Annotated in this window: 28 protein-coding genes; all 28 read right to left on the minus strand. The window is 40.8% G+C overall.

Annotation, left to right across the window (positions count from 1 at the left end; translation table 11 throughout):
• The 28 genes from pyrH to N693_RS0112005 all read right to left on the minus strand — a co-directional run bounded on the left by pyrH (position 1) and on the right by N693_RS0112005 (position 23,263).
• The gene (gene pyrH / locus N693_RS0111870) at positions 1-723 is read right to left on the minus strand and encodes a UMP kinase (RefSeq protein WP_025785018.1); all 723 of its coding nucleotides are present in this window, start codon (positions 721-723) and stop codon (positions 1-3) included.
• 80 nt (positions 724-803) lie between these two features.
• Entirely contained in the window at positions 804-1,688 is an 885-nt protein-coding gene (gene tsf / locus N693_RS0111875) for a translation elongation factor Ts (protein ID WP_025785019.1), read from the minus strand.
• Positions 1,689-1,781: 93 nt separating this feature from the next.
• A complete protein-coding gene (gene rpsB, locus N693_RS0111880; RefSeq protein ID WP_025785020.1) occupies positions 1,782-2,516 on the minus strand; it encodes a 30S ribosomal protein S2 in 735 nt (244 codons plus the stop codon).
• Positions 2,517-2,657: 141 nt separating this feature from the next.
• Complete coding sequence (locus N693_RS0111885; protein ID WP_156028915.1) at positions 2,658-3,122, minus strand: hypothetical protein; 465 nt, start codon at positions 3,120-3,122, stop codon at positions 2,658-2,660.
• Between the two features lie 58 nt (positions 3,123-3,180).
• Positions 3,181-3,489, minus strand: coding sequence for a hypothetical protein (locus N693_RS0111890; protein WP_025785022.1), 309 nt, complete (start codon positions 3,487-3,489; stop codon positions 3,181-3,183).
• On the minus strand, positions 3,486-4,265 hold the full coding sequence (locus N693_RS0111895) for a FliA/WhiG family RNA polymerase sigma factor (RefSeq protein ID WP_025785023.1): 780 nt from the start codon (positions 4,263-4,265) through the stop codon (positions 3,486-3,488). Before N693_RS0111895 ends, N693_RS0111890 begins: the two co-directional genes overlap by 4 nt.
• Before the next feature lie 150 nt (positions 4,266-4,415).
• Complete coding sequence (locus tag N693_RS0111900) at positions 4,416-4,910, minus strand: chemotaxis protein CheD (protein WP_025785024.1); 495 nt, start codon at positions 4,908-4,910, stop codon at positions 4,416-4,418.
• Between the two features lies 1 nt (position 4,911).
• The gene (locus N693_RS0111905; protein ID WP_025785025.1) at positions 4,912-5,544 is read right to left on the minus strand and encodes a chemotaxis protein CheC; all 633 of its coding nucleotides are present in this window, start codon (positions 5,542-5,544) and stop codon (positions 4,912-4,914) included.
• Positions 5,534-6,007, minus strand: a complete 474-nt coding sequence (locus tag N693_RS0111910) for a chemotaxis protein CheW (RefSeq protein ID WP_025785026.1) — start codon at positions 6,005-6,007, stop codon at positions 5,534-5,536. The genes N693_RS0111905 and N693_RS0111910 overlap by 11 nt, the downstream gene beginning before the upstream one ends.
• Positions 6,008-6,022: 15 nt before the next feature.
• A complete protein-coding gene (locus N693_RS0111915; protein ID WP_025785027.1) occupies positions 6,023-8,053 on the minus strand; it encodes a chemotaxis protein CheA in 2,031 nt (676 codons plus the stop codon).
• Positions 8,054-8,065: 12 nt separating this feature from the next.
• Positions 8,066-9,196: a chemotaxis response regulator protein-glutamate methylesterase gene (locus N693_RS0111920; protein ID WP_371257561.1), complete on the minus strand. Its 1,131-nt coding sequence runs from the start codon at positions 9,194-9,196 to the stop codon at positions 8,066-8,068.
• Entirely contained in the window at positions 9,193-10,059 is an 867-nt protein-coding gene (locus N693_RS0111925) for a MinD/ParA family protein (RefSeq protein ID WP_025785029.1), read from the minus strand. The genes N693_RS0111920 and N693_RS0111925 overlap by 4 nt, the downstream gene beginning before the upstream one ends.
• A complete protein-coding gene (gene flhF / locus N693_RS0111930) occupies positions 10,052-11,170 on the minus strand; it encodes a flagellar biosynthesis protein FlhF (RefSeq protein WP_025785030.1) in 1,119 nt (372 codons plus the stop codon). The genes N693_RS0111925 and flhF overlap by 8 nt, the downstream gene beginning before the upstream one ends.
• The gene (gene flhA / locus N693_RS0111935) at positions 11,167-13,200 is read right to left on the minus strand and encodes a flagellar biosynthesis protein FlhA (RefSeq protein ID WP_025785031.1); all 2,034 of its coding nucleotides are present in this window, start codon (positions 13,198-13,200) and stop codon (positions 11,167-11,169) included. Before flhA ends, flhF begins: the two co-directional genes overlap by 4 nt.
• 25 nt (positions 13,201-13,225) lie before the next feature.
• Complete coding sequence (gene flhB, locus N693_RS0111940; protein ID WP_025785032.1) at positions 13,226-14,305, minus strand: flagellar biosynthesis protein FlhB; 1,080 nt, start codon at positions 14,303-14,305, stop codon at positions 13,226-13,228.
• Between the two features lie 4 nt (positions 14,306-14,309).
• Complete coding sequence (fliR, locus tag N693_RS0111945) at positions 14,310-15,086, minus strand: flagellar biosynthetic protein FliR (protein ID WP_025785033.1); 777 nt, start codon at positions 15,084-15,086, stop codon at positions 14,310-14,312.
• 5 nt (positions 15,087-15,091) lie between these two features.
• The gene (fliQ, locus tag N693_RS0111950) at positions 15,092-15,361 is read right to left on the minus strand and encodes a flagellar biosynthesis protein FliQ (protein WP_025785034.1); all 270 of its coding nucleotides are present in this window, start codon (positions 15,359-15,361) and stop codon (positions 15,092-15,094) included.
• A gap of 12 nt (positions 15,362-15,373) precedes the next feature.
• A complete protein-coding gene (gene fliP / locus N693_RS0111955) occupies positions 15,374-16,039 on the minus strand; it encodes a flagellar type III secretion system pore protein FliP (RefSeq protein ID WP_025785035.1) in 666 nt (221 codons plus the stop codon).
• Entirely contained in the window at positions 16,032-16,742 is a 711-nt protein-coding gene (locus N693_RS0111960) for a flagellar biosynthetic protein FliO (protein ID WP_172643589.1), read from the minus strand. Before N693_RS0111960 ends, fliP begins: the two co-directional genes overlap by 8 nt.
• The gene (locus tag N693_RS0111965; protein WP_025785037.1) at positions 16,714-17,076 is read right to left on the minus strand and encodes a response regulator; all 363 of its coding nucleotides are present in this window, start codon (positions 17,074-17,076) and stop codon (positions 16,714-16,716) included. Before N693_RS0111965 ends, N693_RS0111960 begins: the two co-directional genes overlap by 29 nt.
• Before the next feature lie 18 nt (positions 17,077-17,094).
• Positions 17,095-18,288 carry a flagellar motor switch phosphatase FliY gene (gene fliY / locus N693_RS0111970; RefSeq protein ID WP_025785038.1) on the minus strand — a complete coding sequence of 398 codons (1,194 nt, stop codon included), beginning with the start codon at positions 18,286-18,288 and terminating at the stop codon, positions 17,095-17,097.
• Positions 18,281-19,282, minus strand: a complete 1,002-nt coding sequence (gene fliM, locus N693_RS0111975) for a flagellar motor switch protein FliM (protein ID WP_025785039.1) — start codon at positions 19,280-19,282, stop codon at positions 18,281-18,283. The genes fliY and fliM overlap by 8 nt, the downstream gene beginning before the upstream one ends.
• Positions 19,283-19,319: 37 nt before the next feature.
• Positions 19,320-19,748, minus strand: a complete 429-nt coding sequence (fliL, locus tag N693_RS0111980) for a flagellar basal body-associated protein FliL (protein ID WP_025785040.1) — start codon at positions 19,746-19,748, stop codon at positions 19,320-19,322.
• On the minus strand, positions 19,738-19,959 hold the full coding sequence (locus N693_RS0111985; RefSeq protein WP_025785041.1) for a flagellar FlbD family protein: 222 nt from the start codon (positions 19,957-19,959) through the stop codon (positions 19,738-19,740). The genes fliL and N693_RS0111985 overlap by 11 nt, the downstream gene beginning before the upstream one ends.
• A 77-nt stretch (positions 19,960-20,036) precedes the next feature.
• On the minus strand, positions 20,037-20,834 hold the full coding sequence (gene flgG, locus N693_RS0111990; RefSeq protein ID WP_025785042.1) for a flagellar basal body rod protein FlgG: 798 nt from the start codon (positions 20,832-20,834) through the stop codon (positions 20,037-20,039).
• Positions 20,835-20,934: 100 nt separating this feature from the next.
• Entirely contained in the window at positions 20,935-21,252 is a 318-nt protein-coding gene (locus tag N693_RS0111995; protein WP_253271193.1) for a TIGR02530 family flagellar biosynthesis protein, read from the minus strand.
• A 79-nt stretch (positions 21,253-21,331) separates the two neighbouring features.
• On the minus strand, positions 21,332-21,979 hold the full coding sequence (gene flgD, locus N693_RS0112000; RefSeq protein WP_025785044.1) for a flagellar hook assembly protein FlgD: 648 nt from the start codon (positions 21,977-21,979) through the stop codon (positions 21,332-21,334).
• A 3-nt stretch (positions 21,980-21,982) separates the two neighbouring features.
• Positions 21,983-23,263, minus strand: coding sequence for a flagellar hook-length control protein FliK (locus N693_RS0112005; RefSeq protein ID WP_025785045.1), 1,281 nt, complete (start codon positions 23,261-23,263; stop codon positions 21,983-21,985).
• Positions 23,264-23,306 lie beyond the last annotated feature (43 nt).

Here is a 23,306-nt window from a genome sequence, read left to right on the forward strand (position 1 = left end):
TTAGTTCCTCCCGACGACTGTACCGATAGTTTCTCCACATACAGCCTTTTTTATATTTCCTTCTTCCATAATCGAGAATACTACGAGTGGGATATCATTGTCCATACAGAGTGTTGAAGCTGTCGCATCCATCACTTGCAGACCTTTGCTAATTACATCTAGATACGTTAACTGATCATATTTCACTGCAGTTGTATCGATCATTGGATCAGCGGAGTAAACGCCATCGACATTGTTTTTCCCCATTAAAATTACATCTGCTTCGATTTCAGCTGCACGGAGTGCTGCTGTTGTATCTGTTGAGAAATATGGATTCCCAGTACCAGCTGCAAAAATGACCACACGTTTCTTTTCGAGATGTCGGATGGCTTTCCGACGAATGTAAGGTTCTGCTACTTGACGCATGTCGATTGAGGACATGACACGAGACTCTGCACCTAACTTTTCAATCGCGTCTTGAAGTGCTAATGCGTTCATGACCGTTGCTAACATTCCCATATAGTCCGCAGTCGTTCGATCCATGCCCATTTCACTGCCAACTTTGCCGCGCCAGATATTTCCGCCACCGACAACAACAGTTACTTCAACGCCAAGATCCAGCACTTCTTTCACTTGAATCGCAACGGATTTAATAATTTCCGGGGAAAGACCAAATCCTTGTTCTCCAGCGAGAGCTTCCCCGCTCAGTTTTAACACGATCCGTTTATAAGTAGGTGTGTTCATATGTATCCCCCATCTTCTTGGTTTTCTTAAAAATAGGGAACACAAAATGTGTCCCCTACCATTAGTATGAGTTAAATCAATTACCCTTTGTTCACTTGGCTCATTACTTCATCAGCAAAGTTGTCTTCACGTTTTTCGATTCCTTCGCCTACTTCGTAACGAATGAATTCTGCTAACTTTCCACCGGTAGAAGTAACAAATTCTCCAACTTTTTGGTCAGAGTTCTTAACGAATGGCTGATCAAGCACACAGATTTCTTCGAAATACTTACGAAGACGTCCTTCAACCATTTTAGCAACGATGTTTTCTGGCTTTCCTTCGTTAAGAGCTTGTTCAGTAAGGATTTTGCGCTCATGCTCAACTTCTTCTTCAGAAATCTGGTCATGAGAAACGTATTTAGGATTCATAGCAGCGATGTGCATTGCTACGTCTTTTGCAGCTTCGTCATCTGTAGAACCTTCAAGTACTGTAAGAACGGAAATACGTCCACCCATGTGAAGGTAAGCGCCGAAAGCGTCATTATCAGTTTTTGTACGAATTTCAAAACGGCGAAGACTAATTTTCTCACCAATTTTTGCAATCGCATTTGAAATATAGTCAGCAACAACAAGACCATTAGTCATAGTTGAAGCCAATGCTTCTTCTACAGTTGCTGGCTTAGTAGTTAGTAGGTGATTGGAAATTTCTTTAACCAAAGTTTGGAACCCTTCGTTTTTAGCTACGAAGTCAGTTTCAGCATTGATTTCAAGAATAACTGCTTCGTTTCCAGAAACTTCAATTGTTGTTGTTCCTTCAGCAGCAATACGATCTGCCTTTTTAGCTGCGCTAGAAAGACCTTTTTCACGTAAGAAGTCTAGTGCTGCATCCATATCACCATTGACTTCTGTAAGTGCTTTTTTACAATCCATCATACCTGCGCCTGTTTTTTCACGAAGTTCTTTTACCATTTGTGCTGTAACTGCCATGTTGTATTCCTCCTATAAAAACTATTGATTTTGGTTTGTTTCTCTAAAAAAGACGATAAGGGGATTGGCCGCTTATCGTCTTTGATTTTTCAGTTACTCTGCAGTAACTGCTTCTGTTTGTTCTGCTTGAGCAGCTTCTTCGTCTTCACCTTGTCTAGATTCAAGCAATGCGTCTGCCATTTTGCTTGTCAAAAGGCGTACTGCACGGATTGCATCATCGTTAGCAGGGATAACGTAGTCAATCTCATCTGGATCGCAGTTTGTATCAACGATACCAACGAGTGGAATATTCAATTTATGAGCTTCCGCAACTGCGATGCGCTCTTTACGTGGATCTACTACGTAGATTACGTCTGGGATTGATTTCATATCACGAATTCCACCAAGGAACTTGATAAGACGTTCGTGTTCTTTTTTAAGTTGAGAAACTTCTTTCTTAGGAAGTACAGCGAAAGTGCCATCTTCTTCCATTTTCTCAATTTGTTTCATACGGCTGATTCGCTTCTGGATTGTACCGAAGTTAGTCAAAGTACCGCCCAACCAACGTTGGTTGATGTAATACATGCCTGCACGTTCTGCTTCTTCTTTAATAGCATCTTGTGCTTGTTTCTTTGTACCAACGAAAAGTACTTTTCCGCCGTCAGCACCAACTTGGCGCATGAAGTTATAAGCTTCTTCAAGCTTTTTAACTGTTTTTTGAAGATCGATGATGTAGATTCCGTTACGCTCAACAAAAATGAATTTCTTCATTTTAGGGTTCCAGCGACGTGTTTGGTGTCCAAAGTGCACACCAGCTTCAAGCAATTGTTTCATTGAAATTACTGACATAATTATTTCCTCCTGTTTGGTTGGATTCCTCCGCATACTTCATCCGCCGAGCGACCTTTCGGCACCATCTCAGTACGTCCATACACGTGTGTAGTAATACCACTTTCTAATATAGCACAAGCCTCATTGCTTTCGCAACAATTATGTTTTAAACTTTAAAATAAGTTCTACTTCTGTTTTCCCCTTTTTTAATTGGCTCGCAATTTCATTTAGCGTAAGTCCTTCATCGTGTAGTCGGTAAACCGTTTCATATTCAGTTTCTTGTTTGGGCTCTGAGCTAGAGTTTGTAACGCTTGTCACAATAGGTTGCTGCTGGGATCGATAGGAATTCAAAACTTTAGAAGTAGGTGGCTTAGGGTTAAAATACACAGACGCCGCAGCCACTTCATCTTTTTGTGAAATCTGTGATTTTTCCACTTCAACCTTACCTTCATTGTTTTGAGGTTTTTGCTGTATTTTAGAAAGTTGTTCGATTAAACGATCATTTTCCTCTTTGACTTCAGTAATATAAAGCGCCAGACTATCTTCCATTTCTTTCATAAGTTGCTGTTGTTTCTTCTCGGTTTTATCCACTCTTGACATTCGCAAATACAACAAAGCAATCATGTAAAATCCACCGAGCTGCAATACAAAAAGTGTTGCAATCCAAAATGCCGTCATTTCATCACCCTGTATAGTCTACGAAGCCGCCTTTGTATGGATGGCTCACGTGTATATGTTCATTCTGTTGAGAATCTTCCCGCTGTTCATTGTCCTCTGACTTTTCTTCGTTTGAAGAATTTCTTGCGTTCTTGGTTTTTTCGGACTCTGTCGATTCGATTACTGTATTGCGGTTTTTCATGACTTGTTGGTCAGTTTGGGCTATTGCTTGCTGATTATTTAGCATAGACTGCTGATTCTTTTGCTCTGTCAGTTTTCCTGCATCAAAAGTTTTCGGGATTGCAATTTGAAGTTCTATTGACTTTAAACTCATAATATCCCCCGATCCAGCACTTCAGGTAGCAATAACTTTCTTAGCTTAAAAAGTGCTTTCGAATGAATTTGTGAAATTCGTGAAGTTGATAAGTTGAGGATCTCTCCAATTTCGGTAAGCGTCATTTCATCAGAATAAAACAAACTAAGTACAAGTTGTTCGTTGTCATTCAAGTCTTTAATTTTCTGTATCATCTCACCTAACAGTTCATGCTTAACCGTGTGCTGCTCTGGAGTCACTGTTTTTTCATCTTTTAAAACAAAACTTTTCCCTGAATCATCTTCATCATCATTCATTCGTTCGTCGATAGAAAGTACACTTGAAAAATAGTGCTCCTGGACGGTCTGATAAACTTCAGACACATTTATACCAGTATGCTCAGCAATCTCTTCGGGTGTCGCTGTCCTCATCAGTTTCTGTTCAAGTTTACTGATTTGTTCTTCTAATTTTTTCGACTTCTCTCTCGACGATCGCGGTAACCAATCCTCTTTCCGTAATCCGTCAAGGATGCTACCACGGATCCGAAACGAAGCGTATGTATCAAATTTCAAGTCTCTACTTGGATCGAATTTTGTGAGCGCGTCAAATAATCCTTGGTAACCTAGGCTTTTGACGTCATCTCTGGAAACATTACGCGGTAATCCAGAACCTATGCGCTGGACGTGATAATTTACGAGCGGCATATATTTACGGACGAGCGCATCTCCGGCATCAGGATCACGTTTGTTTAACCACAGGTCCCAATATGTCTCCTCCGACATGTCTTTTTTCGACATAGAATCCCTCGCTTCCGTGCAACAATGTATATTTCGACACTATCATACTAGTTATTATAGCAAAGTATAGGTAGTAAAGACAGTGAACATCTATCATTTTTTCATAAAAAAAACAGCAGTTTCACTAACTGAAACTACTGTACGTTCGTTTTATATTACCATAGTTCCAGCGTTCACTGTACGTACTTGCAAGGTACCGATAGCAGGATCGAACTCTATTGTCCGGCCATTGGATCCACCCGTATCTTCTGCTACTAACGGTATGGAAAGTCTAGCAAGCTCTTTTTTCACGGCTTCCACGTTACGAGGACCAATACGCACTGTATCTCCTGAACCAAACTGAAACATTTGCGATCCTCCAGCAATCTTCGCTTTCAAAGACATCGGGCGTACACCCTCGGCTTTCAGTTGCTCCATTAGGGAATAAACTCCAGTATCTGCAAATTTCGCAACATTAATGGAATCCCCTTTGCCAAGCGAACTGTCAGGCAACATGACGTGCACCATTCCAGCAATCTTTCGTCGTTCATCGTACAACACAACACCAACGCATGAACCAAGACCTGATGTTCGAATTGTGTCTGGCTCTCGAACAATGTTCATGTCTGCAATCCCAACTCGTACTACTGTTTTCACCATTTCCATATTACATCACACCTAGAGATTTAAAAATCGTGATGTAAGAAGGGGGATCTGGAAGTAAAAAGAAGTGCCCGTCTACACTCTTATCGTTTTCCTCTTCTTCAACAATCTTCGTATCAATTACAATGACTTCATCGCTGTAGTGTGACACTTCAATTAGTCCGAAGCTCACAATGGCACCCACCATATCGACACTCAATGAAGGAACCGTCGGAAAAATCTTGAGTCCTGTGAAATCCGACAATGCAGACAAATAGGAACCGGACAAAATATTACCTAGTTCTTGCATAGCAGAAACACCGATTTCATCAATCGATTCCGGAGTTAAAAAGTCAAATTGAGGATTTCCGATTAAACGCCTAATAAAACGGTTAGCAGAATCAATCGGAAGAACAAAGAACATGCTTCCAGATAAGTCTCCTTCTATTCTCAAGAAAATCCCTACAACTACATTCTCACTACCTCCCGCAAGTTCGAACATGTCGTCAAATGACACAAGTGCAACTTTCGGGACGTGCATATCGATTTTGCGTTGAAGAAGCTCAGATAAAGATGTTGCCGCATGAGCCGCTCCTATGTTACCGATTTCTTTAAGAACATCTAAATGCATATCAGATATGTTGAGTTCAGTTTTCATCCGCATTCACATTCCTAATGGGACGCAGTACATTATCCAAGTTGAGCATAACGAGTAGCCGTTTCTCAATCTTTGCAACACCTGCCACAAATTCCGATTCTACAGAACCTACAACTTCCGGCTGAGATTCCAGTGCATTCGCAGGTATATCGATCACATCATTGGCGTCGTCTACAATGAGACCTACATCAAAGTTTTCAAGATTCACGATTATGATGCGTGTGTTGTCATTGTACTCCATTTCTGGCAAGTCGAAGCGATTCCGTAAATCTACAATAGGTGTTACCATCCCGCGTAAATTGATAACCCCTTTTACATATGAAGGTACACCCGGAATTCGCGTAATTGTCATGAGCAATAATTTTTCAATGGACTGAACAACATCCACTTCAATGGCATACTCTTTGTCGAGCAATCGAAATACGATTGTTTTCATTACATTATTTTCAGTTATAGCTGTCATTGGATTCCCTCCTACTTATTTTATGAGCGCATTGCAGTCTACAATTAATGCAACTTGACCGTTTCCGAGGATTGTAGCTCCAGATAGTGCGAAAACGCTCTGTAAGTAGTTACCGAGTGATTTCAATACAATTTCTTGCTGTCCGATGAACGAGTCAACGACTAGAGCTGCCAAACTCTCACCCTTACGAACAATGACGACCGACTTGAGTTCTTCAGGCTCTTCTGGAAGGCCCGTATCGAAAATCTCACGAAGATCCACAAGTGGAACAATTTTACCTCGGAAATCAATGACCCTCTGATTATGGGCATTCAAAATATCACTATTTTGGATAATTGCTGTTTCAATAATGGATGACAACGGCACAGCAAAAATCTCTTTTTGCATTTGTACGAGCATAACCGAAATGATCGAAAGTGTAAGTGGTAGCTGTACTTGGAATAACGAGCCTTGACCTTCTTTAGATTCAATTGAAATATGTCCGCCTAGTGATTCTATCGTGCTTTTCACAACATCCAGACCAACACCACGACCTGAAACGTCAGTAAGTTTTTCAGCAGTTGAGAATCCTGAAGACAAAATAAGCTCTGCTACTTGTTTGTCTGTCAATGTCTCTGCAATCTCTTCTGAAACAATTCCCCGCTCAATTGCCTTTTTTAGAACACGTGCGCGATTCACTCCTGCACCATCGTCTTCTAATTCAATGAACACATGATTACCGGAATGATACGCTCGTAACGTTACTGTTCCTTCTTCAGGTTTACCTGCTGCAATGCGCTCTGCTGGACTCTCCACTCCGTGATCCAATGCATTCCGGATAAGGTGAACTAGAGGATCTCCGATTTCATCAATTACTGTTCGGTCAAGCTCTGTTTCAGCCCCGATGATTTCAAGATTGATTTTTTTATCGAGATCACGTGCTAACTGACGAACCATTTTAGGGAAACGATTAAACACAGTTTCCACAGGCACCATTCGCATATTTAATATGATATTTTGCAAGTCCCCGGAAATTCTCGTCATCCGTTCCGTCGTTTCGTTCAGTTCCGCATTTTGTAATTCTGCTGCGATGGACTGGAGACGTCCTCTATCAATAACTAATTCTTCGAACAGGTTCATAAGTACATCCAAACGATCAATATTGACGCGTATCGTCTTGTTTGCAGAATGAGTACTGTTTGAACGCTTTGTTGGGCTAGCTTCTTTTTTGGCTGTCTGCTTAACAGGTTGTACAACTGGATCAGTAACTGGTGCCTCCATTGTTGTAGCTACCTCAAAAGTAGCCGATTGAAATTGGACTGGACGAATTTCAGCCTGTTCCAGTTCAGATACTTTTTGCACTTTTGCTTTTAACTCTTCTGCGTCTTCTTTCGTAATAATCACGACCGTAAATTGGCTATCGAACTCTTCATTCTCCAACCGCTCGACAGTCGGGAAAGTCTTAATGATTTCTCCTGCTTTTTCAAGAATTTCGAATACCATGAATACACGTGCCGCTTTGAGTAAGCAATCATCACGTAGAATTACTTTTAGTTCAAATGCATTGAAACCTTGTTCTACAGATTGTGAAACTACAGTTTGTTCAAAGTCATCATAAACAAGTCCACCAGTCATCTCCTCAGATTCTGATTTCCCCGCTTTTTCTTCTACCACCGCAAGTGGCGAATTACCCGCTTCAATTTGGTTTAGCATCGTCACTAATTTTTCAACGTCTTTTTTTCCGCTTCCGCCTTCTTCGATATCAATGACCATTTCTTCAAGTGCATCCGAAGACTCAAACACGACATCTAAAATTTCAGAAGTAACCCGGATTTTAGAATTTCGAATGGCATCAAGTACGTTTTCCATTTTGTGCGTCAGATTCGCAATATCTTCATATCCCATCGTTGCAGACATTCCCTTGAGAGTATGTGCCGCTCTGAATATTTCGTTGACAATCGCGAGATCATCTGGGTTTTTCTCAAGTTCTAGTAATTGTTCGTTACACGCCTGGAGATGCTCTTTACTCTCTTCCAGGAACATTTCTAAGTACTGATTTGTATCCATCAAAATGCCTCCTTAAGACTTTACATGCTCTGTAAGTAACTTACCGATATCTTGTACATGAGCTGACATGTCTGCTAGCCCCGCTTCTTGTATAGCTCTTGGCATGCCATAGACAACAGCTGTTTCTTCAGACTCCGCAATCGTAAACGTTGTGCAGTGTTCTTTAAGTATTTTCATCCCTTGAAGGCCATCATGGCCCATTCCTGTCATAATCGCAGTTACAAATTGTAATTCTGGTAGCTCTGAAACTGATTCAAGTAAGACATCGACAGCTGGCCGATGCCCCATCCGAGGTGCATCCTGTTCATCAAGACGAATGGCAAAGCTAACTCCTACACGTGCCACTTTCATATGCTTCCCACCTGGTGCAATATAGGCTGTATTTTTCTCAATAAGCTCTCCATTTTCAGCTTCTTTTACTGAAATATTACACAAGCTGTTCAAGCGGTCAGCAAGTGATTTCGTAAATCCTGCTGGCATGTGTTGAACAATTAAAATTGGAACTCCGATATTTTCAGGAAGTGCGACGAGAACTTGTTGAAGGGCTCTTGGACCCCCTGTCGATGTACCTATAATTATAAATTGCTTTACCGCAGAGCGTGGGAATGCTCCCTCAGTAGTAGGAACAAACGGACGTTTTGGTGTAACCGCCAATTTTGTTCCAGTCATTGCTGCTGAAGGATTAGATGATGTTGCACGCGCTCTGCGGGGTAAGATTTTAAACATATCGATTTGAGATGCATCAAACACTTTTTCTATAATAATCTTTTCACTATCACGTAAATTTAGTGAGATTGCGCCACCTGGCTTGGTGATGAAGTCCACTGCCCCATATTCCATAGCACGAATCGTATTTTCGGCGCCTTCTTTCGTCGTACTTGACAGCATAACAACTGGCAATGGGTTCTCTTTCATGATTTGCTGGAGTGCACCTAATCCATCAAGGACTGGCATTTCAATATCGAGCGTCATCACATCAGGCTTTAACAGACGTGCCTTATCGACTGCTTCTTGTCCGTTTCTAGCCGTACCGACCACTTCAAGGGCGGGGTGGGATGAGATAATTTCAGATATTAATTTGCGCATAAATGCAGAGTCATCTGCAATCAGTACTCTCTTGGAAACGTTCATGTCCACAGTCATCCACGTCCCCTCGCAAATATTTTTTTGAGTTGTCCAAGAAACGTACTGCCCTCTTTACTATCTATATCGGTTCCTGATGAAATATAGTTAGTAGCAATTGCATTCATTCTTCGAGAAATCATGGCATTCGGGTAAAGTTTTACGAAAGGTTGTTGTGCAACAACCGATTTATGGACGGCAGCATCTTCAGGAAGTGCCCCTAACAATGTCGTTTCCTTATTCAAAAACTTCCTCATAGCAAACTGCAAGCGAGTTACAGCTTCATTTCCATCTTCTTTTGGCTGTACTCGATTATTTACAATGAAGAACTTTTTTTCAGAATCTCTCAGACAAATGAATTTCATCATTGAATACGCATCTGTAATGGATGTCGGTTCGGATGTTGCAATTACAATGATTTCATCTACCGCTACAATCAGTTCTATTGAACTTTCCGAAGCTCCTGCACCCATATCGAACACTATATAATCGTACTGTTGTTGTAGTGTTTCAAAGGCTTCAATGAGCCTTTCAAAACGACTTTCCGTCCATTCCAATACAGTATCCAGACCAGATCCTCCAGAAATAAAACTTAATCCGTCTGCACTTTCAGATATAACTTCAACCAAAGTACGGTCACCTGTTAGATATTCCTTCAATCCATATTGAGCTGAAGCACCGAGCAAGATGTGGACATTCCCCATGCCGATATCCATGTCTACGATGATGACGTTCTTTCCTTGAGATTGTAAGCTACTAGCAAAATTAGTTGTGAAATTCGTTTTTCCAACTCCGCCTTTACCACTAATCACAGCAATGGAACGGGCTGCCATTCCTTCTGCTTTCATCATCTTCAGTCGAAGCGCTTCTGCCTGATCACGCATGTGTCCCCTCCTCAAGTAAGAGAGTCAATATTTTATCAACCGTTGCTTCTTCCAAATCCTCTGGCACTTCTTGACCATCTGTTACATATGCAATTCCCATATTATAATCCGTCAATAAATTAAAGACTGGTCCGATAGTTTCTGTTTCATCCAATTTTGTAAAGATAAATTGAGAAATCGGAAATTCTAGGAATTGGTCAACAATCGACCGCATGTCTGATTCTTTCGTTGTAGTAGAAAGAACTAAATAAGATTCCATCTCCAATTCAAAATCGATGAGTTGTTTCAAATCATCTACAAACTTTTTCTCTTTATAATTCCGACCTGCCGTGTCAATGAACACAACATCTTTCGCAGACAGGCTCTTTAATGCGTCTTTGAAATCGGAATCATTATAAGCTACTTCAACTGGTGACTGAAGCAAATTCGCATAGGTCCGCAATTGTTCGATTGCGGCAATTCTATACGTGTCTGTAGTTATGAACCCTACTTTGCGTTTATTCTCAATGAGTGAACGCGCTGCTATTTTAGCGATTGTCGTAGTTTTTCCGACTCCTGTAGGTCCGAGTACGTTCACATATTTCTTTTTAAAATGAACACCGCCGAACGGCAAGTCTGCAAGCTCATCTTTCAAAATTTCACGCGCGATTTTTTTCTGTTCATCAACTGTAAAATCAACTTTTTCCGCTTTCATACGAGCAAAGATCTCACTGGCAACTTTTTGGATTGTTTCCCTGTTCAACTCTTGTGCGCTCAATCTCGTCAACAATGGCTGCATTTCTTCAGGGTATTGGTTAAATTCAAGTGGAGCACGATTCGACTTAAGAAGCTGTTTCATTTCCTTCATTTCTTTTTTCAAATCATGAATCACTTCGTCTTGTGCAGATTCAGTTTTCAATTGCGCAGAGAACGAGGGACCTGTTTTTTCTTTAACCATAATCGGTTCGTCATAGCCCGCAACGACTTCTACACTTTTCTTTTTAAAAAGTCCTAAAAACCCTTTAGATTGGACAATGTTCGAACTCAAAATAACTGAGTCTTCACCGAAGTCTTGACGGATTTTCTCCATTGCTTGGACCATTGTATCCGCTGTATACTTTTTCATCTTCATGCGACATCCACCACCCCTACACTCTGTACTTCCACAGATGCTTCCAACTCATTATAAGACAAGATAGGGATTTGCGGGAAATAGCGTTCCGTAATTTGTCTCAGGTACATTCTAACTGCTGGTGAACAAAGTATGACAGGTGACTGGTCCAGTAACGCAACACGCTCCACTTCACTAGCAATCGATTCTAAGATTGCCTGCGAATTTTGTGGGTCAATCGTTAAGTAGTTCCCCTGTTCAGTTTGTTGGACACTATCTGCAATCAGTTTTTCAACTTTTCCAGAGACGGTCATCACTTTCAAAGCTTGTCCTTGAGGAGTATATTGTTCCGTGATTTGACGCGCGAGTGACTGTCTAGCGTACTCCGTCAACAAATCTACGTCAGCCGTATATTTTGAAGAATCCGCTAGTGTTTCAAAGATAATTGGTAAGTTACGGATCGATACATGCTCACTTAACAACTTCGCCAACACCTTTTGAATCTCACCAACAGATAGCGGCGTTGGTGTCAATTCATCCACGAGAATCGGGTACGACTCATGCACGTGGTCAATCAGTTGCTTCGTCTCTTGACGACCAATCAAATCTGAGGCATTTGCACGAATGATTTCTGTTAGATGGGTTGAAACAACACTTGGAGGATCAACTACTGTATATCCTAAGATTTCCGCATCCTCTTTTACTTCTTCAGTAATCCATTTTGCTGGAAGGCCGAAAGATGGTTCTACAGTGTCTATTCCAGAGATTGAATCATCTCCACCAGGACTCATTGCTAAATAGTGATCGAGCAACAACTCTCCTCTTGCCATTTCACTGCCTTTAATTTTTATCCGGTACTCATTCGGCTGAAGCTGAATGTTATCACGTATCCGCACAACTGGAATGACGAGACCAAGTTCTAGAGCAAGTTGTCTTCTTATCATAACAACGCGATCGAGCAAATCCCCACCTTGGGAAGCATCTACTAGAGGGATGAGTCCATAGCCGAATTCAAACTCCACTGGGTCTACATTCAATAGGTTTACGACGTTTTCTGGACTCTTTAGCCCTTCTGTTTGTTCGCTTTCTTCAAGTTCCAGTAATTCATCCGGATCCTCATCTTTAGGTCGCGACATTATAAACGCACTTACCGCAAGAGCAATTGCAATAGGAATTGTTAAAATGTCATTGATAGGTGTTGCAAGTCCTAACAAAAGAATCGTTACGGCTGCTACATATAATAACTTCGGCTGACCTAGTAACTGACTCGTAATATCCGTTCCTAAGTTTCCTTCTGATGCAGCACGTGTAACCACGATTCCGGTTGCGGTTGAAATGAGCAATGCTGGAATTTGTGAAACAATTCCGTCACCAACTGTCAGTTTAGAAAATGTTGTTGCCGCTTCTGCAAACGGTAAACCGAGTTGGACAACACCGATAACCATACCAACGAGCAAGTTGATCATAACAATGATAATCCCAGCAATTGCGTCTCCTTTAACGAACTTCGTCGCACCATCCATTGCACCATAAAAGTCCGCTTCATTACTGACTTTTTCACGGCGTTCTCGTGCTTGTGTGTCAGAAATCATCCCTGCGTTCAAATCTGCGTCAATACTCATTTGCTTACCTGGCATCGCATCCAATGTGAATCGAGCGGCAACTTCCGAAACACGCTCCGATCCTTTAGTGATAACGATAAATTGAATAATGATCAAAATCACGAACACGACAAGTCCTACAATTACATTACCTCCAGTTACGAACGAGCCGAACGTGTCAACGACGCCCCCTGCGCTTCCATCACTCAAAATTGCACGTGTGGTTGATACGTTAAGCCCGAGTCGAAAGAGGGTCAGTAAAAGGAGCAGTGAAGGAAAAATTGAAAACTGAAGAGCTTCTTGCATATTCATAGCTGTAAGAAGCACTAACAGCGCAAGAGTGATATTAATGATAATCAGGAAACTGAGCAACCAGTGAGGCAAGGGAACGACCAGCATCGCAACAATCATAATTACGGATGCGAGTACACCAATATCTCTAAACTGCATGTCATCCCCACTTTCTGTTGTTCATTTAAATTTTGCGCTGAACCCGGTATACATACGCCAATACTTCAGCCACTGCTTTAAAAAATTGATCGGGTATTCGATCCCCAATCTCGGTATCTGCATAGAGAGCACGCGCAAGTGGCCGATTTTCGACAGTCACAATTTCGTTCTCTTTCGCTATGAGCTTAATCTTTTGAGCTATGAAGTCGACACCTTTAGCAACAACTACAGGAGCATCCATTTCCCCGTCTGTATACTTGATCGCGATTGCGTAATGCGTCGGATTCGTGATGACTACGTCAGCTTGTGGAACTTCTTGCATCATTCTCCGCATGGCCATTTCACGCTGGCGTTGCTTGATTTTAGATTTAATCAGAGGATCTCCCTCTGAATTTTTATATTCATCTTTGATGTCCTGTTTAGACATCTTCAAGTTTTTTTCGTAGTCAAATTTCTGGTAAAGAAAATCGAGTATGGAAATAAACAACAAGACAAATGAAGCTGTTATTCCCATCAAAGCAACAAGTTCACCAACAGTCTTCATGACTGCTGACGGTGTTTTAAAAGCTAAATTCAATACTTTATCGATATTTAAATAAAGGATTATAGATGTAACGCCACCGATAAATGAAATCTTTAACAATGATTTAAGTAACTCGACGATTGCTTTTATCGAAAAAATTCGTTTAAGTCCTTTAATTGGGTCGATTTTCTTCAAATCGAATTTTAATGGCTCTCCTGTGAATAGCAATCCAAACTGTATTAAATTTCCCGCGATTGCGGCCACCATTGCAACCAGCATAACAGGCAACATAATGAATGCCATTTCTTTTATGACTTCCATGTAGATCATCATGGTCTGATCTATGTCTAACTTCTCCATCGTTATGTATGTATGAAATGTTTCCTTGAAAAACTTATAAAAACGATCTTTCATGAATCCTGCTGCAAAAAATAAAAAGAGGAATACTGAAAGTAGCACAATTGCACTGGTCACATCTTGACTTTTTAAGACTTGACCTTTTTTTCGTGAATCTTCCCTTTTTTTCGGTGTCGCTTTTTCCGTTTTTTCACCTGCGAAAAATTGAAGATCTAAGCGCAACATGTACTTATCCTCCTCCTAACAACACCATTAAGTCCCTCATACTAACCGCCATCACTTCAAATATCTTTTGCATCATCGCTACAATGACGCTTCCCATGATGAATAGGACGAGAAACCCTACCCCAATCTTAATCGGAAATCCAATTACGAAAATGTTAAGCTGTGGTACTGTTCGTGCAGTAATACCAAGAGCTAAATCGACTAGAAACAAAGTGGCTACAATGGGTATTGCCATTTGAAAGGAAATCCCAAACACGGCGGCCATTGTTTTCAATACGTGCTCAGCGACACGTTCACTTCCAAAGGATGGCCACAATTGGTCGATTGGAAGAAACTGATAACTATAAAACACGCCATCTAGCAACACATGATGTCCATTTACTGCTAGAAGCAATAGCAACGCGAGTGAGTTGAAAAATTGACCCATCAAAGGTGATTGCGTTCCGGTTTGAGGATCAATGACGTTCGCAATCGCGAATCCCATTTGAAAGTCAATAAGACCTCCAGCTACTTGAATTGCCGCCATAACGATAAAAGCGATAATACCTATCGTTAATCCTACTAATGCTTCTTTAATAACGAGCATAATATAAGCTGCATTAATTTCAAGGTCTGGCACGTTCAGAGTAAATACAAGCATCCAGGCAAGTAAAGCAGCAAATGCTATTCTCATTACAGGAGGTATAGCTTTGTACGAAAACAATGGAAGTGTAACAAAAAATGCGGAAATCCGGGTCAAAACTAATAAATAGGTTGCAACGAACGGCATGAATGCTTCCATTGGAGCTACCCTATATACCGGGATAAATTATCAAAGATATCAGCCGCATAAGCCGTCACTTTGGACAACATCCAAGGTCCAAAAAAGACTAGAGCAACGAGTACAGCAACAATCTTCGGAACAAATGCAAGTGTTTGTTCTTGAATCTGTGTAGTTGCTTGAAAAATACTGACCGCTAACCCGGTCACTAATGCAACAATTAGCAGGGGTCCTGCTGTCATTAAAATTACCCACACCGATCGCTCGGCGACAGCAATGATCATTTCACCTGTCAATATGAACCCCTCCTAAAAGCTTTGCAGCAGTGATTTGACGATCAGATACCAGCCGTCCACTAGTACAAATAACAAAATTTTAAATGGCAACGAAATCATTACCGGTGGTAGCATCATCATACCCATCGACATTAGAATACTAGCAACAATCATATCAATCACCAGAAATGGAATAAAGATCATGAACCCCATCTGGAATGCTGTCTTAATTTCACTTAACGCAAAAGCAGGAACCATCATTGTTAATGGAATGTCCTCCATCGTTTCAGGCCGATCTGCGTTGTTATATCTTAAAAATAACTCCAAATCTTTTTGCCGCGTATGTTTTCCCATAAATTCTTTAAAAGGTACACTGGCTTTCTCATAGGCTTCATCTAATGATATTTCTTCTGCAAACAACGGTTTCAAAGCATCATCGTTCACTTGTTGAAATGTGGGCGCCATAATGAAAAAAGTTAAAAACAGAGCTAGTCCTATAAGAACTTGGTTTGGTGGCATTTGTTGGGTTGCCAATGCTGAACGAACAAAAGATAAAACAATAATGATCCTGGCGAACGATGTCATCAGGATCAGAATCGCTGGAGCTAAGGAAAGAACGGTTAATAGAAGAAGCATCTTTACGGATGTCGATACTGCACCCGGATCACTATCCGAAAAAAATTGCATAAAGTCATTCATTCCGATTGCGCTCCTTCTCCGACAGCTGATTGAGCTGACGTTTCCTCTCGTTCTCGATTTCAGTCAGCTTATGTTTAAACAGTTTTCCGAAATCGTCTGGTTCTTCTTGTTTCTGATAGGAATCGGTTTTTCTTGCTTTAAATCCATTCATAAGTTTCATGATAAGACTTTGTTGAAGAACCTGATCCTCTTCATTATAATAGGCGGCTAGTTGAGCAATTTCCTCAGGGTTAGAGAGTTCTTTTAGCAATCGAACGTCTTCACCAACACCTATCAAGAAATATTGCTCACCAATTTTAACTAACTGAATTGACTTTTGCTGTCCAAGCGAAAGGCCACCCATATTTTGCATAAGCTTGCCGTGTTGAGTCACTCGATTTCGCGTATTAATGAACTTCACCATGCCATAGATCAAGGCAATGACAAAAGCAAGAGCTAAAAGGGTCTTAATATAATCCCATGCGGTTAAACCAACGGGCGAGGGATCAGAATTCAAATCTGCTTCTTCAGGTGTCTTGTTCTCCGAGGCAGGTGATTTATCTTTTTCATTGTTTTTATTAAGGTAGTCTGTTACCGAAGAATCTGTTTCTGCATGGACAGTCGAAGGAGTCACAATAGAAACTATGCAAAGTGTAACAAGCAACAGCATACTTATGACTGCAAAAGTTCGAAACTTAGCTAAGTGCTTTTTCAATTGCTTCAACAACCCGGTCTGCCTGGAATGGCTTCACAATGAAGTCTTTTGCACCTGCTTGAATAGCGTCAATTACCATTGCTTGCTGCCCCATTGCTGAACACATAATAATTGTTGCATTTGGATCTTTTTCTTTAATCGCTTTAAGCGCTGCGATTCCATCCATTTCCGGCATTGTAATATCCATTGTTACAAGGTCTGGTTTTAATTCGAAATACTTTTCGACTGCTTGTACACCATCTGCAGCTTCTCCAACTACTTCAAAATTATTTTTTGATAAAATATCCTTTACCATCATTCGCATAAATGCTGCATCGTCCACTATTAAAATACGTTTTGACATTTCCATGACCTCCAAGGTTTATCGTAAATTATTTAACCGTTCTGCTTGACTCAAGATGTCCGTAATCCGAACACCAAAGTTTTCATCGATAACAACAACCTCACCTTTTGCTATGTGTCTGTTATTCACGAGAATATCGACAGGCTCTCCTGCAAGTTTGTCGAGTTCAATAATAGAACCGCTCGACATTTCCAATATTTCCTTAACAGATCGCTTTGTACGACCTAACTCAACTGTAACTTTCAACGGGATGTCTAGCAATAAGTTTAAATTAGAAGCTTCGTTTTGACTCAAAGCTGGTGATTCGAAGCTCGCAAACTGTGCTTGTTGTACATTCGCATGCTGATTTTGTTGCTGCCGTGGTGGCAATTGCTGAGGTTCGTTATAGCCTGATTGTTGCTGTTCACTTTGTGATGAGTATTGCTGTACAGGTGGTTGCTGTTGAACCTGCTGGGGCTGTTCCGGTTGTGGTGCCACTTGTTGTGCAGGTTCTGCAACTGTCGGTGCTGCTTCTGCCGTCGAATTTCCGACTAGAGACGAAACTAGCTCTTTACCGAGACCTAAAGGAAACAGTTGCATAATATTCGAATCAATGAGAGTACCCACTTTTAAGTTAAATGATACACGTATGAGTAAATCCTCGTTTGGAATGCTTCCTGTGCCTTTATCTTTTTGGACATCTAGTAACTCAATCGTTGGAGGTGAGATATCTACTTTTTTATTGAACACTGTTGACATCGAAGTTGCAGCAGAGCCCATCATTTGGTTCATCGCTTCTTGTACAGCACTTAGATGAATCTCGCCCAAATCTTCATTCGGTGAAAGCCCATCTCCTCCCAGCATCAGATCAGCAATAATAGCAGCATCACTTTGCTTGATGACAAGTAAATTTGTTCCGCTCAGTCCGACAGTGTATTCAACACCTACTGCGACGTACGGATGAACAAATTCTGTTTCAAGATCATTTCGGTCAATTACAGAAATTGCTGGTGTAGTGATTTCAACTTTTTGACCAAGTAAACCAGATAACGCTGTTGCTGAACTTCCAAATGAAATATTCCCAATTTCTCCTAGAGCATCTTGCTCCATTTCATCAAGATAATCGTCCGTTAAAATACCTTGCATTTCTTGCTCCGCTTCAGCTCCAGTATCTATGGATTCTCCACGTAATAAAGCTTCTATTTCTTCCTGTGAAAGGATATTGTCACTCATCATCTTCGTCATCCCCTCCAATCAGGGTATCAAGTATTTGAACAGCCATACGATTTCTCAAATGGCCTGGTTGTGCAGTAAATTTAGGAATTCCGCTTACTTCTATAGTAAGTGGCGCGTCGTATGCAGTATCCAGTTCTATAACATCGCCAAGTTGTAAATATAACAAGTCTTCAACTGTCATAGCTCCTTCACCTAGTTTCGCAACAACCGGTAGGTCAGCCTTTTTAATTCTCTTTTCCAACACAATACTTTGCTCAGGTGTTGGTTCTTTCTTATTCGTCTGCATCCAATACCTTACAGAAAGGTTCGGTACGATTGGCTCGAGAACAACATGAGGAATACAGATGTTAATCATTCCACTTGATTCGCCTATCACAATATTGAACGAAATGACAACAACCGTCTCATTCGGAGAGATCATCTGAAGAAATTGCGGATTCACTTCCATTTCAGCAAGAAACGGATCGATGTCGGCAATATTCGACCAAGCTTCACGTAAGTTGTCAAAGGAACGCTCGAATAGCCCTGTCAGGATTTTCGTTTCAATCTCTGTCATGTTGTCAATTTTCCCTGAACTCTCACCATAGCCACCCATCAGTCGCTCCAGCATAGAATATGCAACATTCGGATTGACCTCCATGATGATGTTTCCTTCAAGCGGTGGGACTTCAAAAATATTGAGGAGCGTCATGTTCGGGATCGACCGAATGAACTCCTCAAATGGAATTTGGTCAACCGACGCCACATTGATTTGAATATAAGTACGTAATTTAGCTGAAAAATAAGTAGTGAGCAATCGTGCAAAGTTTTCATGAATTCTCGTCAAACTACGAATCTGATCTTTCGAAAATCGTAATGCTCGCTTAAAGTCATACACTTTAACTTTTTTAGTTTCATCTTCTTTTTTTATTTCTTCCGCTGACATTTCCCCAGTAGAAATGGCGGACAGTAGTGCGTCTATCTCATTTTGAGATAAAATATCTCCCGACATTTGGCCACCTCCTTCTCACTCTTAATTGGCCGAACCATTATTGAATAATATAGGAAACGATATATACCTTCTCAATCTTTCCTTCTTTCATGAGAGGATTTAGCTGAGCTTTTATAGCATCTTCAAAAGCTTGCTTCCCTGTTTTTCCCTCGAAATCTTTAGCAGTCTTTTCGGAAAGTTCCTGGATGACGATGTTATTCACTTGGAAGTCACGTTTTGTAAGTTCCTCTGCTGCTTTTTTATTGCTAGTTTGGATTTTTAGTGAAATCCGGATAAATTGTCTCCCACTCAAATTAGTTGTGATTTCTGGAATGTCTACGGATGATTCGATAATCTCATCAATGGATGGTTCTTTATCCACAGAGTCACCTTTGTTTAGTTGCATCGTTAAAATGAGTCCCACAACACCAACGAGAGTAATACAAACTAAAATAATTAGAGAGATTGTCAATACTTTATTCTTCATCTTTTTCACCTCGCAAATGTGGGTTCGACAGTATTTGAACAGATTGATAAAATTTAATGATACGTTCGTTCACGATATCGATAGGATCGAGAACAACGTATTTCGTTCCCGTCGTTAACGTAATCGTCGTATCAGGAAACGATTCTACTTTTTCTATGTAGAGAGCATTCAAATGGAATGCAGCTCCGTTTAAGCGTGTTACTTGAATCATATGTAAAGGGCCAGGCACAAGAGCCGGCCCGACCCTCCTTTAACGAAAAAATTATGTGTTGCGATATGCTATATTGATTATCGCTTCAAGTTAACAAGTTCTTGAAGGATTTCATCGGACGTTGTGATGATTCGTGTGTTCGCTTGGAAACCACGTTGTGCAACGATCATGTCTGTGAATTCTTCTGAGAGGTCGACGTTGGACATTTCTAGAGAGCCTGATTTCACAGCACCCGTGCCGTCAGTTAGTGGTGCTTTTTGTACAGCAGCACCGGAGTTATTTGTAACATCATACATATTTCCTCCAACCTTTTGAAGACCACCTGGATTATTAAACTTTACTAATTGGATTATACCAGCTGATTTAAGCGCACCATCTTTGTCTACATAACTAATATTCCCATCTTGTCCAACTGAAGCACTAGTAGCATCATTCGGAATTTTCCCCGGAGTATCTCCACCACTTACTACTAATTTCCTTCCATCGCCGTCGACTATTGTTCCATCTTTATCTAAATAAAAGTTGCCTGCTCTAGTGTATAAATTTTTATTAGCTGTATCTTGAACAACAAAGAAACCGTCGCCTTCAATCGCTAAGTCAAATGTGTTTCCCGTAAACTGTGTTGAACCTGCAGTGTGAAGTGTGTCAATTGACGCTAGCTGTGAACCCAATCCGACCTGTTTTGGATTCACTCCTCCTCGAGCACCTGCTGGTCCACTAGCACCCGCAACTGTCTGTGAATATAAATCTTTAAATACAGTTCTTCCTTTTTTAAAGCCGTACGTATTGACGTTTGCGATGTTGTTACCAATAACGTCTAGTTTCGTCTGAAAGTTTTTAAGTCCTGAAATTCCTGAGTACATTGAGCGTAACATAATGTGTTTTCCCCTCTCGGATTGTAGAGTGCATCTGCCTCTGTCGGTCGGCAGTGCGGTGGCATCCTCGCTTATAGAGGTCCTGCCAGTTGTTCGTAATTTAACTAAGGATAATTGTTCCGTCGATGTTCGTGAAAAGCTGATCTTTTGCTTCTTTACGATCCATCGCTGTAATGACTGTGGAGTTTTTAGCACTTACGATTAGTGCAGCTTGGTCCATCAGTACGAGTGAGTCGCGAACACCTTTCGCTTTTGCCTCGTTTACTTTGTCCGTGACGTGAGCCCATTCGGCTTCAGAAATCGTGATATTCCGTTCCGTCAGACGTTCTGTCGCATGTTTACTGACTTTAAGCGATTGTGGTGCGAGCGCGTTATTCAGTTGTTCGACGAATGACTGTTTGGGGACGGGCTGATTCAATTGTCCGGGTCGTAGGTTCGGCTGCGATTGGAGACGCTGAATGTTGAGCTGTTCCAAACAATCGCTCCGTTCTAGCTTTTTATTTGCTTATTGAAGTGAATTTGTTGCCTTCTATCTCTTCTCCGTTATCGAGAATATACAAAAGTTTTCCATCCTTATTTGAAACTGATGTAACAGTTCCAGTCTTTTCAGTTTCGCCATCAAGATAACCTACTGTTTTTCCGATTAGCATACTGGCTTCTACTAGACTATTTGAATTCATTCCACCTGATAGTACTTCTGAAATATTCCCTGGCGACAATTCTTGACCATCATCCATCGTGAATACTACAGAACCATTCACGTATTTGATGGATGTTATCGTCCCTGTACCTTCTGTAATAACAGGTTTACCATCTTCATCAGGTTCTTCAGCGACTTTATGCCACTTAATCTCTTTTCCAACAAATGAATTGTATTGAATCAATTGGCTTTGGTTTTGCGAGTCTGCAAACCTCTCAAAAGCTTTCGTGAGGTTCATTGTTTGTTCCAGTGCCGAAAATTGTGCCATTTGTGCGATGAACTCATTATCTTTCATTGGGTTTGTAGGATCCTGATTTTGCAACTGTGCAATCAGGAGCTTCATAAAATCGTCTTTGCCTAAAGTTCCTTGACCGGTTTTCCGTTCATCCCGTTGTTTGTTGATAAGATACATGGATTCTTTTATAGGTTGTTGTCCATCTACCATGTATTACACCTCCACATCGAGTAAATATTCTTGGAATGATTGCTGTTCATCAAGTTCATGCTCTTGCTGTTCATGCTGGTCGTCATTCCCTTTGAACTGTTGATGGTTAAAGTTCTGACTTCGATCATTTCGCGATGGATCTTGAACAGCTTGTGTTACGTCAATCCGATCTACTTGAATGTTTTGCTGGTTAAATGATTGTCTTAACTGATGTAGTTGGCTGTCGAGCATCTCTTTTCCGAGTGCTGTTGAAGCAAGTATCCTAGCAGTCATAACACCGTTAATTTGAATAAGCTCAATACGAATTTGCCCCAGTTGTTCCGGATTCAGCTTGACTAACAAACGATTTGTGCCACCCTGTTGACCAAAGTTCGTTTGTTTAAAAAGTCCTTGTAATTTTGCAAGCAATGCTTCAGATTGACTGGTTGGTCGTGCTTCTGGAGTCTCTAATGAAAAAACATTCCTAGATACTATCGGCTGAACCGAGGTATTTTGAAGAAGCTGCGATTGATTTTGCTCGCTTTCCCCTTCATTTGACGCTTGTTCTTGACTACTCTTTGTCACATTTACCATCGTATTCATAAAAGCTGATTGAACTTGATTCTCATTTCTATTAACAATCGCTTTTGGAATGGCTTCACTGTCATGAATACCTTTCAACTGTCCACTCAATTGTGTCAAACTATCTTGTTGCCATCCGAGCAAGTCTTTTTTTGGCAGCACAGTTTCAACAGTTTTTAGTAAAGCTAAAACGTTTGTCGCTTGTTGTTGAACTGATTGATCCTTGCTATTCAGCATACTTTCAAGTGAACTAGTTAGTTTTGATGCATGTGCGTTTACGACATTTAAAAGAGTCCAGAGATCGTTAGAATACATAACCTCCGCCAATTCTTCTTTCGATACGCCTGCTTCTTCTAACAATGAACTGATTGTTCCCATTAGCTCATTAGGGTCGATTTCTAAAGCCTTAGCCCATTCTTCAAGCGGACTCGCTTGTCCCAATTTACCAAGACTACTTAAAATATCTTCTTGTGGAATTGCAGTTAGTTCCTCTAGCGCTGATGCAAGATCTTCGACATTTGTTGCAGAAAAGATATTAGCAATTGTTTCAGTTAATGAGCCTAACTTATCGCTTGATGGAGAAGTTTTCGCTGCTTCTACATTTTTCGCCATTCCTGCAAGCACTGAACCGAATACTCCATTTGACCCTCCAGAAGCCTTAGTTGCTTTTCCAGCAACAGCAGTTGGTGATATCATTGCCATTGACATTGAACCAACATTCATTTTTTCACCTCCTTAGATAAAATCTATTACTTTATGATTATAT

Origin of the sequence: Sporosarcina sp. D27, assembly GCF_000586555.1 — a bacterium.
In the GTDB taxonomy this organism is placed as follows: domain Bacteria; phylum Bacillota; class Bacilli; order Bacillales_A; family Planococcaceae; genus Sporosarcina.

Coding starts and splice junctions, on each gene's coding strand:
- N693_RS0111895 (WP_025785023.1), bottom strand. CDS start 4,265: ATGTCGAAAAAAGACATGTCGGAGGAGACATATTGGGACCTGTGGTTA.
- tsf (WP_025785019.1), bottom strand. CDS start 1,688: ATGGCAGTTACAGCACAAATGGTAAAAGAACTTCGTGAAAAAACAGGC.
- flhB (WP_025785032.1), bottom strand. CDS start 14,305: ATGTTGCGCTTAGATCTTCAATTTTTCGCAGGTGAAAAAACGGAAAAA.
- N693_RS0112005 (WP_025785045.1), bottom strand. CDS start 23,263: ATGAATGTTGGTTCAATGTCAATGGCAATGATATCACCAACTGCTGTT.
- fliY (WP_025785038.1), bottom strand. CDS start 18,288: ATGAGTGACAATATCCTTTCACAGGAAGAAATAGAAGCTTTATTACGT.
- N693_RS0111985 (WP_025785041.1), bottom strand. CDS start 19,959: ATGATTCAAGTAACACGCTTAAACGGAGCTGCATTCCATTTGAATGCT.
- flgD (WP_025785044.1), bottom strand. CDS start 21,979: ATGGTAGATGGACAACAACCTATAAAAGAATCCATGTATCTTATCAAC.
- flgG (WP_025785042.1), bottom strand. CDS start 20,834: ATGTTACGCTCAATGTACTCAGGAATTTCAGGACTTAAAAACTTTCAG.
- N693_RS0111890 (WP_025785022.1), bottom strand. CDS start 3,489: ATGAGTTTAAAGTCAATAGAACTTCAAATTGCAATCCCGAAAACTTTT.
- N693_RS0111920 (WP_371257561.1), bottom strand. CDS start 9,196: ATGACTGTGGACATGAACGTTTCCAAGAGAGTACTGATTGCAGATGAC.
- flhF (WP_025785030.1), bottom strand. CDS start 11,170: ATGAAGATGAAAAAGTATACAGCGGATACAATGGTCCAAGCAATGGAG.
- N693_RS0111900 (WP_025785024.1), bottom strand. CDS start 4,910: ATGGAAATGGTGAAAACAGTAGTACGAGTTGGGATTGCAGACATGAAC.
- pyrH (WP_025785018.1), bottom strand. CDS start 723: ATGAACACACCTACTTATAAACGGATCGTGTTAAAACTGAGCGGGGAA.
- N693_RS0111915 (WP_025785027.1), bottom strand. CDS start 8,053: ATGGATACAAATCAGTACTTAGAAATGTTCCTGGAAGAGAGTAAAGAG.
- fliP (WP_025785035.1), bottom strand. CDS start 16,039: ATGAATGACTTTATGCAATTTTTTTCGGATAGTGATCCGGGTGCAGTA.
- N693_RS0111910 (WP_025785026.1), bottom strand. CDS start 6,007: ATGACAGCTATAACTGAAAATAATGTAATGAAAACAATCGTATTTCGA.
- N693_RS0111905 (WP_025785025.1), bottom strand. CDS start 5,544: ATGAAAACTGAACTCAACATATCTGATATGCATTTAGATGTTCTTAAA.
- fliL (WP_025785040.1), bottom strand. CDS start 19,748: ATGAAGAATAAAGTATTGACAATCTCTCTAATTATTTTAGTTTGTATT.
- N693_RS0111965 (WP_025785037.1), bottom strand. CDS start 17,076: ATGTCAAAACGTATTTTAATAGTGGACGATGCAGCATTTATGCGAATG.
- flhA (WP_025785031.1), bottom strand. CDS start 13,200: ATGCAGTTTAGAGATATTGGTGTACTCGCATCCGTAATTATGATTGTT.
- fliM (WP_025785039.1), bottom strand. CDS start 19,282: ATGTCGGGAGATATTTTATCTCAAAATGAGATAGACGCACTACTGTCC.
- N693_RS0111925 (WP_025785029.1), bottom strand. CDS start 10,059: ATGCGTGATCAGGCAGAAGCGCTTCGACTGAAGATGATGAAAGCAGAA.
- rpsB (WP_025785020.1), bottom strand. CDS start 2,516: ATGTCAGTAATTTCAATGAAACAATTGCTTGAAGCTGGTGTGCACTTT.
- fliR (WP_025785033.1), bottom strand. CDS start 15,086: ATGGAAGCATTCATGCCGTTCGTTGCAACCTATTTATTAGTTTTGACC.
- N693_RS0111885 (WP_156028915.1), bottom strand. CDS start 3,122: ATGATTGCTTTGTTGTATTTGCGAATGTCAAGAGTGGATAAAACCGAG.